Here is a 15,266-nt window from a genome sequence, read left to right on the forward strand (position 1 = left end):
TAATATGAAACTTATCTCATGGAACATTGATTCCCTAAATGCTGCACTCACGAGTGACTCTGCGCGTGCAAAATTGTCACAAGATGTCCTACAAACCTTGGTTGCTGAAAATGCTGATATCATTGCCATCCAAGAAACCAAGCTTTCAGCTACAGGACCTACTAAGAAACACCTAGAGGTGCTTGAAGAACTCTTCCCAGGCTACGAAAACACTTGGCGTTCCTCTCAAGAGCCTGCCCGTAAAGGCTATGCTGGAACTATGTTCCTCTATAAGAAAGAACTCACTCCAACTATCAGCTTCCCAGAAATCGGTGCACCTTCTACCATGGATTCAGAAGGTCGCATCATTACCCTAGAATTTGATAAATGTTTCGTGACTCAGGTCTACACACCAAACGCTGGTGACGGACTCAAACGCTTAGAAGAACGTCAAGTTTGGGATATCAAATATGCCGAGTACTTGGCTGAATTAGATAAGCAAAAACCTGTCCTAGCAACCGGAGACTACAACGTTGCTCACAAGGAAATTGACCTTGCCAACCCGGCCAGCAACCGTCGTTCACCAGGATTTACAGACGAAGAACGTGAAGGATTTACAAACCTTTTAGCCAAAGGATTTACTGACACCTTCCGCCATGTTCACGGAGATGTTCCAGAACGCTATACTTGGTGGGCACAACGTAGCAAAACTTCAAAAATCAACAACACAGGCTGGAGAATCGACTACTGGCTCACAAGTAACCGTGTTGCTGACAAGGTTACTAAGTCAGACATGATTGACTCAGGCGCACGCCAAGACCATACACCGATTGTTTTGGAGATTGAATTGTAAGGAGTTTCTTTATGGACTACAATGCAGTTATTCCCGAGTTTATGGTCTCAAATATAGAACAGTCCCGTTCCTTCTACTGTGATTTACTGGGTTTTACGATCGAATACGAGCGACCAGAAGAAAACTTTCTCTTCTTATCGCTTGAAGATTGCCAGCTAATGCTAGAGGAGGGTACAAAGGATATACTAGCTGAACTGACCTACCCATTTGGTCGTGGAGTCAATATCTCCTTTGGCATAAAGGATGTCCCTCGACTCTATCAGAAAGTAATCGAGTCTAACTATCCTATTCATCGTCCTTTGACTAAAAGAGAATTTCGTGTTGATGAACAATATATCTACCCTCATGAATTTGCAGTTTTAGATCCAGATGGCTATTTTTTAAGATTTAGTGAATAAGATAATTGAGCACTAGAAGGAAAAAGTAAATATAAAAAAGAGGCTTATGCCTCTTTTTTTATATTTCTAAATTCTAATTCTTTTTTCTTCTGAGCGCTCACCTGTTATAAACATGGTAAAGGTTGCTTTGCAGACATTTTTTCCATCTTGGTTGATGAGGTCTACATCGACGACACAGGTGGTGCGTCCTTTATGGACACACTCTCCCTTGATAGTTAATTCATCTCCAAGATAGGCAGCTTTTAAGTAATTGATGGAAGACTGTAAGGTTACAACATCCAAATCTAGAGAAATAACGACTAAACCACTAATTTGGTCACACAAGGTGAACAGATAACCTCCATGGGCATTGCCATAATAGTTAAGAGAAGACTTCACGACCTTAGTAGTAATGGTTACATGGCCATCTCTCATCTCCTTGATTTCATAGTTTTCAAATGCTGATATAGCATCAAAGTGAAAGTCCTTCATACATTCCTCCTAGTCTTTCAAACGACACTATCATACTATATTTTATACTAGTCTGCAAGAGGAAGGTCCTGACACTATGGCAATAGTCCCACATGATTTACAAATCGCATAAAGGCTGCTTGCCCTTCTTCCGTTTTCTTGTATACACCTGCATCTTCAAGAACTCGAGCAAATATCTTTCCGACAGATTCTTGGACGATTTCAAGTGCTTGGGTTTTATCGGTCAAGGCAGGATGGGATTCTTTCAACTCATCCGCCCATTCTTGGTGATAATCTGCTACTAGAAAGTCCTCTCCGACTAGGTAAGCTGCTACTTGCTCTACTTCTTTCTTCAAGCGTGGTGGCAAGATTGCCAAGCCCATGACCTCTATCAAGCCGATATTTTCCTTCTTGATATGTTGGACATCCTTGTGGGGATGATAGATACCATCTGGATGCTCTGGAGATGTTTGATTGTCCCGCAAGACCAAATCTAATTCAAACTGCCCATCTCTTTTACGCGCAATCGGTGTGATAGTGTGATGCGGTGTTCCATTACTTTTCGCCAAGACCTGAACACTTGGATCTGAGTATTGACGCCAAGAAAGTAAGATTTTCTCAGCAAGGTTGGTCAAATCGTCTTTTGAATCTGAGGTCAATCGAATGACTGACATAGGCCATTGAACAATCCCTGCTTTGACAGATTCAAAACCTTCAAAGGTAAAGCTCTTTTGTAAAGGAGCCACTTCCATTGGGAATACATGACGACCACCTTGATAATGATCGTGTGTCAGGATAGACCCACCCACGATAGGTAAGTCAGCATTCGAGCCTGCAAAATAACCAGGAAACTGCTCCACAATTGCTAACAAACGTTCGAAACTTTGGCGACTAATGGCCATAGGACGGTGCTGGCTATCTAGGAAAATACAGTGCTCATTAAAGTAAGCGTAAGGCGAATACTGGAAGCCCCACTCCTGCCCAGAAATATCAAAACGAATAATCCGGTGATTGCTTCTAGCTGGATGATTGACACGACCATAGTATCCTTCATTTTCCATACAGAGCTGACATTGAGGGTAGTTACTCGACTTGACCAACTTGGCTGCTGCGATCTCTTTTGGATCCTTTTCAGGTTTAGAGAGATTGATGGTGATTTCTAGTTCACCGTAGTCAGACGGAATACGATAAGCAATATTCTTTGCGATAGCTTTCAGTTTGATGTAGTCATTCTTCTGACTGAGTTGGTAGAAGTCCGCAATCGCCTGCTCTGGTGACTGGGCATAAGTATCCCAAAAGTCACGATTAACCTGACTCGGACACGGCGTTACCAAGTCCATGAGGTCAGCACCGAGAATCTCACGCGCAGCCAGACTATCTTCAATCGTTTCCAAGCGAACGGCTTCCTCAACAAGCTGATCTTTAAGGTCAATCAAGTTATCTTGGTCAGTCTTAACTTCAAGAACTCCATCTCCCACCAGTGCTAAAACGCGATTGGTCAGATAGATACGATCCAACTCTTCAAAGGTACTTTCTGCAATGACTTTGATAACAAATGTTTCTACTAAGGTCACTAGAAAACCTCCTTCTGACTTTCTAAATAGTCTCTAACAGCATCCAAATCCTGAAAAACTTGTTCTGTTTTATTTAAGAAAGACTGTGCTGGTATTTTTAAATCTGGAATACAAATAACTGGAATCCCAGCTCTAGATGCCGCTTCAATCCCTGCTTCACTATCCTCTAGTACCAAGCAATTTTCTGGTAAAACGTTCAAATCACTACAGGCCTTTAAAAATATATCAGGGTATGGTTTGCTTCGCTTTACATCTTTTGCAAAAACTAAATGGTCAAATAGGGATAGTATACCATTGCTATCCAAGATCATTCTAGCCCGAGATTCAACACTTGAAGTTGCTAAAGCGATTGGAATGCCTTCTCTTTGCAAATAATTAAGCAAATTTTTAGCACCTTTTTTTAAATTTACACCTTTGGCTAAGATTTGAGCTTCCAGTTCATAAACTTTATCCAAGGTTTGGTCAAAGTTCCAGGGTAAATCATAGGTATCTAAAAATCGTTGAACATTCTCCTCTTCCCTATGTCCACTGTAGTCTCTAGAATAAGTTTCTTCTGTGAAAGGAATTCCAAAATCTCTAAGCAATTCTTGATAAACTTTTAGAGAAATGATTTCAGTATCGGCTAATAAGCCATCTAAATCAAATATTACAGCTTCCATATTCTTCTCTCCTAGTCTAAAACGCGAGTCCCACCTGCAACTTCAGCGATATAGAAGCTTGGAGCATAGCCAACGATTTCTTCATAGTGTTTGCCAACAGCTTCTTTAAAGTTTTCAACCGCATCTTTTTGAACCAAGGCAATAGCACAACCACCAAAACCTGCTCCTGTCATACGAGCACCGAGAACACCTTCTTGAGCCCAAGCTGTATGAACAAGGGTATCTAATTCCAAGCCAGTTACTTCGTAATCGTGCTCAAGAGAAACATGCGAAGCATTCATCAAACGACCAAATTTTTCCAAATCTCCCGATTGAAGTGTTGCTTGTGCTTTAAGGGTACGTTGGTTTTCAAGAACTGCATGGCGAGCACGTTTCAAGCGATTTGCGTCTTTTATCAGGTAGCTGTATTCATCAAAGGCCCATTCATCCAATTCACCTAAAGTCTGAATATCCAAGGCAACTTGAAGTTCTTCTACCGCTTTTTCACATTCAGCACGGCGTTCATTATATTTAGAATCTGCTAGTTCACGACGTTTGTTAGTGTTCATGATCACAACAACATTGTCTTTCAAATCAAGAGGAACCAAGTCGTATTCTAGAGTATTAGTATCTAGGTAAATAGCACGTTGATCTGCCCCCATACCGATAGCAAATTGGTCCATAATTCCAGAGTTAACACCGATAAAGTTATTTTCTGTTAGTTTTCCGATTTTAACCAAATCTAGACGGTCCATTTTTAGGTCAAAGAGGTATTCTGCCACGACACCAGTCAAAAGCTCCAAGGATGCAGAAGAAGACAAGCCTGCACCATTTGGAATATTCCCATAAACATAAAAATCAAACCCTTTATCAATCACATGACCAGCTTCTTGCAAGAAATGAAGGACACCTTTTGGATAGTTGGTCCAGTTGTGCTCTTTCTCAAACTTAAGGTCAGCTAGAGGAACTTCGATAATTCCTTTGTCTTCAAAGTTTGCGGAGTAGAAACGCAAGACTTGGTCATCACGCTTACGCGCAGCTCCGTAAGTTCCTAGTGAAATAGCTGCTGGAAAAACATGGCCACCGTTGTAATCAGTATGTTCCCCAATCAAGTTGATACGACCAGGTGAAAAGAAAGTTTGGTCTGCTTCCTGACCAAAAATAGCTAAAAAATCTTTGCGAAGTTCTTCTGCAGTTAAATGTAGTGTCATATGAATTCTCCTTTGATTTTTGGTTAATGTAAGCTTAACTTGTAATCGTTTTCTTCTATTGTACCCAAGGGTTTTGCCTAGGTCAATATTTTTTACCCATATTTTACTAAACAATAGGTAAAAAGAAAGAAAATATGATATAATAACCTAAAAAGGGGGTTATTATGGCTACATTAAAAGATATTGCTCAATTAGCATCTGTTTCAATCGCAACTGTATCCCGTGTCCTTAATCGCGATCAGAGTCTATCTGTCACAGAAGAAACCCGACATCGTATCTTGACAGTTGCTGAAGAGTTAGGGTATACCAAGCATCTCAAAACTGGCCAATCCCATAAACTAAAGCAAAAAATTGCCATCATCCAATGGGTAAGTGAGCAAGGCGAGCTTGAAGACCTCTACTACTATCAAATTCGATTAGGGATTGAAAAAAGAGCCCAGGAATTGGACTATGAAATCTTACGCTATTTTAATGACCAACCCTTCACTCTTAGTGAGGAAGTCATTGGTATTCTCTGTATTGGGAAATTTAGCCAAGAACAAATCTCTTCTTTTGAAGAATATCAAAAGCCTCTCGTTTTTATAGACAGTGATACACTTTCACTTGGCCACACTTGCGTGATTACTGATTTTGAAAATGCTATTAAACAAGTTATTGATTATTATACCGAACAGGGCATTGAAAAAATCGGAATCCTTACTGGACTTGAAGTTACAACCGACCAAGAAGAACTCATCCAAGATAAACGTTTAAAATACTATAAATCTTATACACAAGAAAAAGGGATCTATCATGAGGAGCTTGTCTTTCAAGGACAGTTTAGTGCCCAATCTGGTTATGATTTAATGAAGGAGGCCATAGATTCCTTAGGAGATAAACTACCACCAGCATTTTTTGCGGCTAGTGATAGTCTCGCAATCGGCGCTTTAAGAGCTCTCCAAGAAGCTGGAATCGGACTCCCTGAGCGCGTTAGTATGATATCCTTTAATGACACTATTCTCACCAAACAAGTCTTCCCACCTCTTTCCAGTATAACCGTTTATACTGAAGAGATGGGGCGTACAGGCATGGATATTCTCAACAAAGAAGTGCTCCATGGTCGCAAAGTTCCTAGTTTGACCATGTTAGGGACTAGATTGACATTAAGAGAAAGTACACTAAATTATAAATAAGAAAAACTTACAAAAAAATGGGTGCTAGCACCCATTTTTTTATTCAATCACAATTATAGACTTAATAGCCTTACGCTCGTCCATATCTTTATATGCTTTATCAATATCTTCTAAACTATAGCTATCTGTAAAGACACGCCCTGGATTAATATCTCCATCAAGGACAGCTTTTAACAAGATTTGTTTATCGTAAGTTGTTACCGAAGCCGCTCCACCTGCTACTGTGATATTTTGAGCAAAGGTAGAACCAATTGCACGATTATTGTAGTGTGGTACTCCAACAAAGCCCATTCGTCCTCCATTATGAAGCACTCCTAAAGCTTGGTCAATGGCCGCTTCTGTTCCAACACATTCGAGAGCCACGTCTGCTCCACCACCAAGAATCTCACGGACTTTGACAATTCCTTCTTCACCACGCTCTTCAACTACCGCTGTAGCACCTGACGCCAAGGCCATCTCCTGACGATCCTTGTAACGGCTCATGAGGACTATTTGCGAAGCGCCACGCATTTTAGCAGCAATCACTGCACATTGACCAACTGCGCCGTCTCCAATTACGACAACCTTGTCTCCTGGTTTAACATCTGCCACACGCGCTGCATGGTAACCTGTTGGCATAACATCTGCTAGACTTAAGAAAGATTTGAGCATAGCCTCTGTATAGTCAGAAGGTTGCCCAGGAATTTTGACTAGGGACCAATTGGCATAATGGAAACGAATATATTCTGCTTGAACACCAGTAGACAAGTTGCTATTGCCCAAATGACGATCACAAGTTCCATCAAAACCATCATGACAGGCATCACATTCCCCACAACCATGTGTAAATGGGGCAATGACAAAATCCCCTGGTTTCACTGTCGTGATAGCCTCTCCAATTTCTTCGACAATTCCGATAGCTTCATGACCACTGTTCAAACGGCCTTCTTTTATATTAGGATTACGATATGTCCATAAGTCCGTACCACAGACACAAGTTCTCACGATACGGATAATAACATCATCTGCTTCCTTAATCTGCGGACGCTCCACTTCAACAAGACCAATCTGTCCTGCTTTACTATAAACTGCTGATTTCATAAAAACAATCCTCTCTGTTTCATACTAATTCTAGTATACACTTTTATATCCCATTTTGTAAGAGGAAAACTTCCGAAGGAAACTTTTAATCGATTATCCCCCTATTTGATGATGATAAAATTAGACTAGCTTAAAAAAGATAAAAATCTTTCTGCTGTTTCTGGTTCTTGATGATTATGAAAGAGTGTACTTTCTTGATCCAATTCTTCTATACTCTTCATTTCATCTTCTGTTAATTCAAAGTCAAAAATATCAAAGTTCTCTTGCATCCGTTCTTTACGCACAGACTTAGGAATGACAACCACGTCACTTTGAAGTAAGAAACGTAGAGCTACTTGGGCTACAGATTTCCCATGTTCTTCTCCAATCTCCTTCAAGAGGGGAGTATTGAAGAAATCATTTTTCCCTTCAGCAAAAGGCCCCCAAGATTCAATTTGACAATTGTATTTCTCCAAATACTTTTTGGCCTCTCTTTGTTGATAGAAAACATGAGTTTCTATCTGGTTGACAGCTGGTTTGATTTCCACAAAATACTGAAGATCAATAAAGCGATTTGGTGAAAAATTAGAAACACCAATGGCACGGACCTGCCCTGCCTTATAGGCTTCTTCCATAGCTCTGTAAGTGCCATAGTAATCACCGAAAGGTTGGTGAACCAACAAAAGATCAATATAATCTGTTTGAAGTTTTTTCAAGGATTCTTCAATCGAAGCCTTGGCCTTTTCATAGCCAGCATTCGAAATCCAAATCTTTGTCGTAATGAAGAATTCTTCACGTGGAAGACCCGATTCCAAGATAGCTTCCCCCACACCTGCTTCATTGCCATAGATTTGAGCGGTATCAAAAGAACGATATCCAACCTCTATAGCATCAAGAACTGCTCGCTTTGTTTCATCTACTGGAGTCTGAAAGACTCCAAATCCTAATTGTGGCATTTTGACATTGTTGTTTAAGGTTTTGTAATACATATTTTCCCCTACTTCTTTTATTACTTTTAGTTTACACTCATTTTACCTATTTGTATACAAGCAAATGAAAAATAGTATCAACCTTTCCAAAACTTCTCTAGTGTTCGTGAGCTTTTATGCCTTCAATATCTTCAAGGCATCGTTTGTGTTGGGCATGATTCATTGGACTACTATCCACTTCAATAGTAATATTGTGAACTCCATTTTGTCTTAAAAAACAGCGTACATCTTCTTTACTATCTTCCATGCGCGTCCAATCCTCTATACATAAGTGAACGATAGCATTATTTTCTAGACCATCCATGGACCATATATTCAATTGGTTGATACTTTTGACATTTTCAACTGATAATAAATCCTGCTCTAGCTTTTCGCTATCGAGCCCCTCAGGAACTGCATCTAGGAATATCTTAAGACTAGACCAAAAACGAGGGATAGCTTTCCAGAGTATAAAGCTAGAAATTAAAAGGGATAGAAGTGGATCAAGGATGTACCAATCCGTTAGGTACAAGACCCCTGATACCACAATAACAGCTAGCCAACCTAAAATATCCTCCAGAAAATGAAGACTGAGAATGGACTCATTTTTAGTCTTTCCTTTTCGAACAATGAGACTAGCCAGTAAATTTATAATAATAGCAATAATTCCTAATACAAGCATTCCTTGATAATCTACTACTTCTGGTTTTATCAAGCGAGGAATATTCTCTATAATCATCATGAATGATCCTGTCAAAAGTATTACGGATGTCAGTATGGCTCCTAGAAGACTAAATCGTTTATAACCAAGAGTATAGCGCTTATCCTCCTGACGATTAGAGACTGTTTCTAGACAAGCAGATAAACCAATCGCAAGAGCATCGCCCAAATCATGAACAGCATCTGCTAGAACTGCACTAGAATTAAAAATACTTCCGAAAATAAACTCTAGCACTGAAAAACTCAAATTTAAGAAAAAAGCTACCCATACAGCATGTTTTGTCTTCATATTCCTCATTCCTTTGTTATAATAGATTCATGAACATCTTGTTCATTATTATTATCCAATAAAACTCAATGAAAGGACAGAAGCAAACCGTTCTCTTTGTACGATACTGAACAGTTTGTTCAAAGTGTCAATATGATTTCTCAAGATCGCCGCATCATCAAGACTCGAAAAGCTATCTATGCTGCTTTTTTACAATTACTAAATCAAAAAAACTTCGAAACGATTACCGTTCAGGAGATAATAGACATAGCAGATGTTGGTCGTTCCACCTTTTATAGCCATTATGAAAGTAAAGAATTACTCCTAGACGAGCTCTGCCGTTATCTCTTCCATCATCTTTTTGAACGTGAGGAAAATATAACTACAAAGGATTATTTAACTCATATCTTTTTGCATTTTAAGAAAAATCAAGACCATATCACCAGCCTCCTTTTCTCAAAAAATGACTACTTCCTCCGTCAATTACAGAAAGAGCTAGAACATCATGTTTATCCCATGGTAGCAGAGGACTTGCAAGTTGCCTATCCTAATATTCCTGCTTCCTACCTCAAACATTTTGTCGTAACTAATTTTATCGAAACACTAACCTGGTGGCTCAAAAAAGGGAAATCTTATAAGGAAGACCAAGTAGTGAGCTTTTACTTAGATGTTTTAGCTATGAACTCCCGATAACTTTTATTTTAGCTAGATAGACACTTTTAACAAGTCTCACTAAAGCATTAAGATTACACTAGCAATCTTGCTAAAACTCATACTCATTTTGTTCTAATAGCAAAACCCATCTTTTTTAAAAAAAAGATGGGTTTTATGTTAGTATAAAGTCTTTTTACTTTTATTTTTGAAGAATTCCTTCTTGAAGGAGAAAGTCCCGTGCTACTTCTTCAGCAGACTTGCCTTCTACTCCGACTTGATAGTTCATCTGACTCATCTGGCTCTCGGTGATTTTACCAGCTAGTTTATTAAGGACTGCTTCCAACTCAGGATGTTTTTCGAGTAATTCAGCTTTCATCAGCGGAGCGCCTTGGTATGGAGGGAAGAGTTGTTTATCATCCTCCAAAACCACTAAATCATAGCGAGCAATTTCAGCATCTGTTGAGTAAGCATCTGTAATTTGAATGTCACCTGACTGTATGGCTTGGTAGCGAAGAGCTGGTTCCATAGTGGCTACATTGAGATTTAATCCATAAACAGACTGCAAGCCCTTGTTTCCATCCTCACGGTCATTAAACTCCAGAGTGAATCCCGCCTTGAGCTGTCCTTCTACTTTTTTCAAATCTGAAATCGTCTTAAGCCCATATTCTTGCGCAATTTTTTTGGGAACTGCTATAGCATAAGTATTTTGATAAGCCATAGGTTTAAGAAAGGCTAGTTGATCCTGTTTGGCAATGCCATCACGAGCCACCTCGTAAACCTTTTCTGGGTCATGCCCAATTTGTGGAGATGGTTGGAGGAGACTCTCTGTCACTGTTCCAGAAAATTCTGGATAGATATCGATATCACCCTTTTTCAGCGCTTGATAAAGGAAATCTGTCTTCCCAAAGTTAGGCTTGACCGTCACCGTCAGATCCGTATTTTCCTCGATGAGAAGTTTATACATATTCATAAGAATCTCAGGTTCAGGTCCCAACTTCCCAGCTATAACCAGATTTTCTTTCTCTTTATTTGGAATCATGCTTGGAGCATAACTAGCTCCCAAACCAAGCACCATAACAGCAAAGGCTGCAACAATCGTACGCAACTTTGCCTTTTCCAACCATTTGAGAACAACATTAAAGAGAATGGCCAAAATGGCTGATGAGATTGCACCGATTAAAATGAGACTAGCATTCCGACGATCAATTCCCAAAAGGATAAAGGAGCCCAATCCTCCAGCTCCCACAAGAGCGGCTAAAGTCGCTGTCCCAATGATCATAACAGTTGCTGTACGAACCCCCGATACAATGACTGGCATGGCAAGTGGAATTTCAAACTTCTTGAGTCGCTCCCACTTGGTCATTCCAAAAGCAATTCCTGCTTCCTCAAGACTAGGATCAATGCCGTTCAAGGCTGTGATTGTATTTTCCAAAATCGGGAAAATAGCGTAAATGACTAGAGCTGTGAGAGCTGGTAAGGTTCCAATCCCCATGAAAGGAATAAAGAGCCCCAACAAAGCCATTGAGGGAATAGTCTGGAAGATACCCGCAACTTGTAGCACCCAGTTCGCAGCTTTTTTGTGGCTATTTAGATAAACCGCCAGCGGAATCGTCAGAAAAATAGCAACCAATAAGGTCAAAAGAGACAATTGCAAATGCTGTCCGAGGGCCGTTACCCATTCCCCAAAACGCTCTTGAAATGTTGAAATCAAATTAGACATGAAGGCTACCTCCAAACAAGTTTGCTACAAAGTCTGTCGCAGGCGCTTGTAAAATTGTTTCAGGGGCTGCCACCTGACGAATTTCTCCATCCTGCAACACTGCAATTCGGTCGCCTAATTTCAAGGCCTCGTCCGTATCATGAGTAACGAAGATCGTCGTCATACCAAATTCTTTATGTAAATCTTTGGTAAGAGCCTGCAACTGCTTGCGAGAGATGGCATCCAAGGCTGAAAAAGGTTCGTCCATCAATAGAATTTTTGGTTCCCCAATGATAGCCCGCACAATGCCAATCCGCTGTTGCTCCCCACCAGATAACTCGCTTGGTAACCGATGAGCGTACTCTGCAGCAGGGAGACCAACCTTGTTCAATAGTTCTTCTGTTTTAGAAGCAATTTGCTCCTTGCTCCAGCCCTTCATCTCAGGAATGAGAGCAATATTTTCCGCAACTGTTAAGTTAGGGAATAGGGCAATGGCCTGAAGGACATAGCCAGTACTGAGACGTAGCTCCCGTTCATCATAGTCCTTGATGCGCTTCCCATCCATATAGATATTGCCATCTGTCGGCTCCAAGAGACGATTGACCATCTTGAGCATGGTGGTCTTTCCAGATCCTGAAGGACCCACTAGCACCATGAATTCTCCATTTTCAATGCGGAGATTAACATCTTTTAAAATGTCTGTATCCGTGTAGCGCAAGGCTACATGTTTGTATTCAATCATGTTCTTCCTCAATAAGTTTTCTATCTCTAAGAATATCCAATAGGCTACTTGCTGGATGCCCTAGGACTTTTTCGATATCTGTTGAAACTCCAGCCTGTTCGCCAACTTTAATCGCTGTATAAGTACTGACCCAAGCATCGTACTCCCAAGTTTGTGCTGGCCACTTTTTTCGTGACTCATAAGCTTCTTCTACTGATTCATCTATATACGTGATGTCCTTACCAGTCTCCTTTGAGAGAAGCGCTACGATTTCTTCCATGGAAAGATCCTCTGGCCCTGTCAGATTCAAGGTTTGATTTTCCCACTCCTTAGGATTTAAAAGAATCTCTGCTGCAACCCTAGATGTGTCCTTACGGGCAACAGCTGATACCAGGCCACTGCCAGCCGGACCACGAATTTCTCCATTTTCAAGTGCAATATCAATCAAGAAGTCCAAGTAAAAATTATCTCTCAAAAAAGTATAGGTGAACCCTAACTCCTTGATATAGGCTTCCGTCTGGGCATGATCTCGAGACAAAGTGAACGTTGCCTTCTCATCTGCCCCATAAAAAGAGGTATAAACAATATGCTGCACCCCTGCTAGTCTTGCAGCATCTAAAAACTCCTTGTGCTCCTTGACACGCTCTGGATTTTCCCGAGCAGATACCATCAACAAGGTATCGATACCCTTTAAGGCCTCGACCACCTCTGGAGTATTGGCATACACTATTTTACGGATTTCTGCAGACGCGTAGACTTTTGCACGCTCTGGGCTTCTTGCTAGATGGACGGAAGCGATTCCTTTTTTATCGACAAGATCAGCCACATAGGAGCCTAATTTCCCTGTTACACCTGTAATTCCGATCATAACTGTTACTTCCTTTCCCTAGATTTCATTTTCTTTAGCTTTTAGATTTGAGATAATTCGCTCTTGATAGGCTTCAAATTCTCGGATTTCTTCATCTGAAAACCCTTGATAAAAAATCTCTCCCAGTTCTTTGCTGACACGGTCTCCAATTTCTTTTTGCGCCCAACCGAGGTCTGTCAAAGAGATATATTTTTTCCTTTTATCCTGCGTGCAAGGTTGAATAGTGACCAAGCCTTGTTCTTCCAATTTCTTAACCATACTGGTCAATGTATTATTGGCTAGACCCGTCGCAAGAGCGATATCTGTCGCAGTAGCGCATCCCAACTCTTGCTTCCACAAAATCGTTAAAATTTTCCCTTGCTCACTTCTGTATTGAGCATCTGGTTCCTTGCTAAGCAACTTTTGAAAGATACGCCCATTTAACAATCGAATCTGTAGAGCTTGATATCCTCCTAACATCTTGTCCATTTTGTCTCCTTTTTGTTCCATATCGAACCTTTTGAACTATTGTAACACCCTAAATTACATCTGTCAACTATTTCGATATCGAAATAATATTTTTTTAAAAAAAGAGTTTAGCCAGTGCTAAACTCTTTTTCTTTTAGTCTTCCTCAACCAAGCGTTTAAACTCTGCTTGGATTTCTGTATTTTCTGTCGGTTTTAAGTACATGATTCCACCATTTGTTGTTGGAGAATGAAAAACAATCGCTTCTCCTGTATTGGTTATCGCAAAGAAGTAACTATGAACATCTGGAAATTTTTCCCAGTTACTATAGCGTTCTACAATTCGATATTGAGCATTTCCTAAACCAGTATCTGTATACTCTGCGTCCATTTTGACACTCGGCCCATCCCCAAAGGTATAGAGATTATCTGCGCCGACATCGCCTCCAGCAATCCCCTTTTTGTAATTAGGTTGACCAAGTCTTTCTCCCCAGTATTTAATAAAAGCTTCCAATTTAGCAGATTTGTTGGCATTCCAAGGAGCTTTTTGATTTTCCTCAGAAATCGAAGAGCTAGTAGGAGTTTCAAATTTGTGCCAATCTAGTTGCTTGAAATTCATTAATTCTGCCTCTGCTTTTCCAAAATCAGAATGCAAACTTTTGTTACCTGGTACACGAATGTCCTGTTCCTGAACTTTACTTGCTGCTTGCTGGCCAGAATTCAGATGATAAAGTACTCCCCTACCTTCACCTGTACCAGATGACCAGCTTAATTCTAAGATATCTCCATCCTTATAGATATTCATAAAATTTCTAGCCCCACCATGACCTGCTACAAAGCCCTCTGCTAAAAGTATCGGTTTCTCATTTACAAGATAATAAAGACCCGAAATAAAATAATCACCATTAGATTGTTCAACGCCTATTAATAATTCCTCTACACCATCTTGATTAAGATCCGCATAGGAATAACTCATCTTATCAGCTTGATAAACCGCATTTTCAACTGACCAACTATTGATAGGGCGTTCACCCCTATGTAAAGTCTTATAGAGTTCAGCGATTGCATTAACATCCTTCGGTGTAGAAAGAATTTTTTGGTAATTATCAAAAACTGGCTTGTAGAAATCTTTAAAATTTTTCTTAGACTCTACGGATGTTTGTTGGCTAGTATTTGATTGATTGACAGTTGTTGATAAACTAAGATCCTGACTGGAATTTTCGGAACTTTGACTACTACAGCCAAACATAAAAAAACTCATGAATAGAACAAGCAACCCTCCTAAAATACTCTTTTCTTCCATAATAAACTCCTTTGAAGTTCAACTATTTGTTGTAGTGATTTCACTTACATTATATCAAATGTTTAACAGTTATAAGAAAATAATATAAGACAAAGACAATAAAAAAAGAGCTATACAGCTCTTTAAGTACGGAGAATAAGGGATTCGAACCCTTGCGCCGGTTACCCGACCTAACGATTTAGCAAACCGTCCTCTTCAGCCTCTTGAGTAATTCTCCTATTAATGGGCACGAGTGGACTCGAACCACCGACCTCACGCTTATCAGGCGTGCGCTCTAACCACCTGAG

16 protein-coding genes and 1 tRNA gene are annotated in these 15,266 nt (G+C 40.1%); 4 read left to right on the top strand and 13 right to left on the bottom strand.

Translation table 11 applies throughout. The annotated features are described in order from the left end of the window. The first annotated feature begins 4 nt into the window (after window positions 1–4). Both PAN07_RS15995 and PAN07_RS16000 read left to right on the top strand, forming a co-directional pair. On the top strand, window positions 5–832 hold the full coding sequence (locus PAN07_RS15995) for an exodeoxyribonuclease III (RefSeq protein ID WP_269798323.1): 828 nt from the start codon (window positions 5–7) through the stop codon (window positions 830–832). 11 nt (window positions 833–843) lie between these two features. Further along, window positions 844–1,230 carry a VOC family protein gene (locus PAN07_RS16000; protein WP_269798324.1) on the top strand — a complete coding sequence of 129 codons (387 nt, stop codon included), beginning with the start codon at window positions 844–846 and terminating at the stop codon, window positions 1,228–1,230. 66 nt (window positions 1,231–1,296) lie between these two features. Here the strand turns inward: PAN07_RS16000 and PAN07_RS16005 are convergent, their stop codons facing one another. The 4 genes from PAN07_RS16005 to PAN07_RS16020 form a co-directional block, all read right to left on the bottom strand. Beyond that, window positions 1,297–1,701: a PaaI family thioesterase gene (locus tag PAN07_RS16005; protein ID WP_269798325.1), complete on the bottom strand. Its 405-nt coding sequence runs from the start codon at window positions 1,699–1,701 to the stop codon at window positions 1,297–1,299. 74 nt (window positions 1,702–1,775) lie between these two features. After that, window positions 1,776–3,254, bottom strand: coding sequence for a UDP-glucose--hexose-1-phosphate uridylyltransferase (locus PAN07_RS16010; protein WP_269798326.1), 1,479 nt, complete (start codon window positions 3,252–3,254; stop codon window positions 1,776–1,778). Next, window positions 3,254–3,913 carry an HAD family phosphatase gene (locus PAN07_RS16015; RefSeq protein ID WP_269798327.1) on the bottom strand — a complete coding sequence of 220 codons (660 nt, stop codon included), beginning with the start codon at window positions 3,911–3,913 and terminating at the stop codon, window positions 3,254–3,256. Before PAN07_RS16015 ends, PAN07_RS16010 begins: the two co-directional genes overlap by 1 nt. Window positions 3,914–3,924: 11 nt before the next feature. Then, complete coding sequence (locus tag PAN07_RS16020; RefSeq protein WP_269798328.1) at window positions 3,925–5,103, bottom strand: galactokinase; 1,179 nt, start codon at window positions 5,101–5,103, stop codon at window positions 3,925–3,927. A 164-nt stretch (window positions 5,104–5,267) separates the two neighbouring features. Here PAN07_RS16020 and PAN07_RS16025 point away from each other — a divergent pair, with 164 nt between their 5' ends. Next, entirely contained in the window at window positions 5,268–6,275 is a 1,008-nt protein-coding gene (locus PAN07_RS16025) for a LacI family DNA-binding transcriptional regulator (protein ID WP_269798329.1), read from the top strand. 39 nt (window positions 6,276–6,314) lie between these two features. Here PAN07_RS16025 and PAN07_RS16030 read toward each other — a convergent pair whose 3' ends face one another. The 3 genes from PAN07_RS16030 to PAN07_RS16040 form a co-directional block, all read right to left on the bottom strand. Further along, entirely contained in the window at window positions 6,315–7,355 is a 1,041-nt protein-coding gene (locus tag PAN07_RS16030) for an alcohol dehydrogenase catalytic domain-containing protein (protein WP_269798330.1), read from the bottom strand. 125 nt (window positions 7,356–7,480) lie between these two features. Further along, window positions 7,481–8,323 carry an aldo/keto reductase gene (locus PAN07_RS16035; protein ID WP_269798331.1) on the bottom strand — a complete coding sequence of 281 codons (843 nt, stop codon included), beginning with the start codon at window positions 8,321–8,323 and terminating at the stop codon, window positions 7,481–7,483. 97 nt (window positions 8,324–8,420) lie between these two features. Then, window positions 8,421–9,311 carry a cation diffusion facilitator family transporter gene (locus tag PAN07_RS16040; RefSeq protein ID WP_269798332.1) on the bottom strand — a complete coding sequence of 297 codons (891 nt, stop codon included), beginning with the start codon at window positions 9,309–9,311 and terminating at the stop codon, window positions 8,421–8,423. Window positions 9,312–9,443: 132 nt separating this feature from the next. On the opposite strand from PAN07_RS16040, the gene PAN07_RS16045 reads away from it, so the two are divergent. After that, on the top strand, window positions 9,444–9,983 hold the full coding sequence (locus tag PAN07_RS16045; protein WP_269798333.1) for a TetR/AcrR family transcriptional regulator: 540 nt from the start codon (window positions 9,444–9,446) through the stop codon (window positions 9,981–9,983). A gap of 160 nt (window positions 9,984–10,143) precedes the next feature. Here PAN07_RS16045 and PAN07_RS16050 read toward each other — a convergent pair whose 3' ends face one another. The 6 genes from PAN07_RS16050 to PAN07_RS16075 form a co-directional block, all read right to left on the bottom strand. Continuing rightward, window positions 10,144–11,664, bottom strand: coding sequence for an ABC transporter permease/substrate-binding protein (locus PAN07_RS16050; protein WP_269798334.1), 1,521 nt, complete (start codon window positions 11,662–11,664; stop codon window positions 10,144–10,146). After that, complete coding sequence (locus PAN07_RS16055; protein WP_269798335.1) at window positions 11,657–12,385, bottom strand: ABC transporter ATP-binding protein; 729 nt, start codon at window positions 12,383–12,385, stop codon at window positions 11,657–11,659. The genes PAN07_RS16050 and PAN07_RS16055 overlap by 8 nt, the downstream gene beginning before the upstream one ends. Further along, window positions 12,378–13,232 (bottom strand): SDR family oxidoreductase, encoded by an 855-nt coding sequence (locus PAN07_RS16060; RefSeq protein WP_269798336.1) that lies wholly within the window; start codon window positions 13,230–13,232, stop codon window positions 12,378–12,380. Before PAN07_RS16060 ends, PAN07_RS16055 begins: the two co-directional genes overlap by 8 nt. An 18-nt stretch (window positions 13,233–13,250) precedes the next feature. Then, complete coding sequence (locus tag PAN07_RS16065) at window positions 13,251–13,700, bottom strand: MarR family transcriptional regulator (protein ID WP_269798337.1); 450 nt, start codon at window positions 13,698–13,700, stop codon at window positions 13,251–13,253. A gap of 133 nt (window positions 13,701–13,833) precedes the next feature. After that, on the bottom strand, window positions 13,834–14,979 hold the full coding sequence (locus tag PAN07_RS16070; protein ID WP_269798338.1) for a DUF4767 domain-containing protein: 1,146 nt from the start codon (window positions 14,977–14,979) through the stop codon (window positions 13,834–13,836). Window positions 14,980–15,108: 129 nt separating this feature from the next. Further along, a tRNA-Ser gene (locus PAN07_RS16075) sits at window positions 15,109–15,196 on the bottom strand. Window positions 15,197–15,266 lie beyond the last annotated feature (70 nt).

Source organism: Streptococcus sp. SM5 (genome assembly GCF_027497975.1).

Coding starts and splice junctions, on each gene's coding strand:
- PAN07_RS15995 (WP_269798323.1), top strand. CDS start 5: ATGAAACTTATCTCATGGAACATTGATTCCCTAAATGCTGCACTCACG.
- PAN07_RS16000 (WP_269798324.1), top strand. CDS start 844: ATGGACTACAATGCAGTTATTCCCGAGTTTATGGTCTCAAATATAGAA.
- PAN07_RS16005 (WP_269798325.1), bottom strand. CDS start 1,701: ATGAAGGACTTTCACTTTGATGCTATATCAGCATTTGAAAACTATGAA.
- PAN07_RS16015 (WP_269798327.1), bottom strand. CDS start 3,913: ATGGAAGCTGTAATATTTGATTTAGATGGCTTATTAGCCGATACTGAA.
- PAN07_RS16020 (WP_269798328.1), bottom strand. CDS start 5,103: ATGACACTACATTTAACTGCAGAAGAACTTCGCAAAGATTTTTTAGCT.
- PAN07_RS16025 (WP_269798329.1), top strand. CDS start 5,268: ATGGCTACATTAAAAGATATTGCTCAATTAGCATCTGTTTCAATCGCA.
- PAN07_RS16030 (WP_269798330.1), bottom strand. CDS start 7,355: ATGAAATCAGCAGTTTATAGTAAAGCAGGACAGATTGGTCTTGTTGAA.
- PAN07_RS16035 (WP_269798331.1), bottom strand. CDS start 8,323: ATGTATTACAAAACCTTAAACAACAATGTCAAAATGCCACAATTAGGA.
- PAN07_RS16040 (WP_269798332.1), bottom strand. CDS start 9,311: ATGAAGACAAAACATGCTGTATGGGTAGCTTTTTTCTTAAATTTGAGT.
- PAN07_RS16045 (WP_269798333.1), top strand. CDS start 9,444: ATGATTTCTCAAGATCGCCGCATCATCAAGACTCGAAAAGCTATCTAT.
- PAN07_RS16050 (WP_269798334.1), bottom strand. CDS start 11,664: ATGTCTAATTTGATTTCAACATTTCAAGAGCGTTTTGGGGAATGGGTA.
- PAN07_RS16055 (WP_269798335.1), bottom strand. CDS start 12,385: ATGATTGAATACAAACATGTAGCCTTGCGCTACACGGATACAGACATT.
- PAN07_RS16060 (WP_269798336.1), bottom strand. CDS start 13,232: ATGATCGGAATTACAGGTGTAACAGGGAAATTAGGCTCCTATGTGGCT.
- PAN07_RS16065 (WP_269798337.1), bottom strand. CDS start 13,700: ATGGACAAGATGTTAGGAGGATATCAAGCTCTACAGATTCGATTGTTA.
- PAN07_RS16070 (WP_269798338.1), bottom strand. CDS start 14,979: ATGGAAGAAAAGAGTATTTTAGGAGGGTTGCTTGTTCTATTCATGAGT.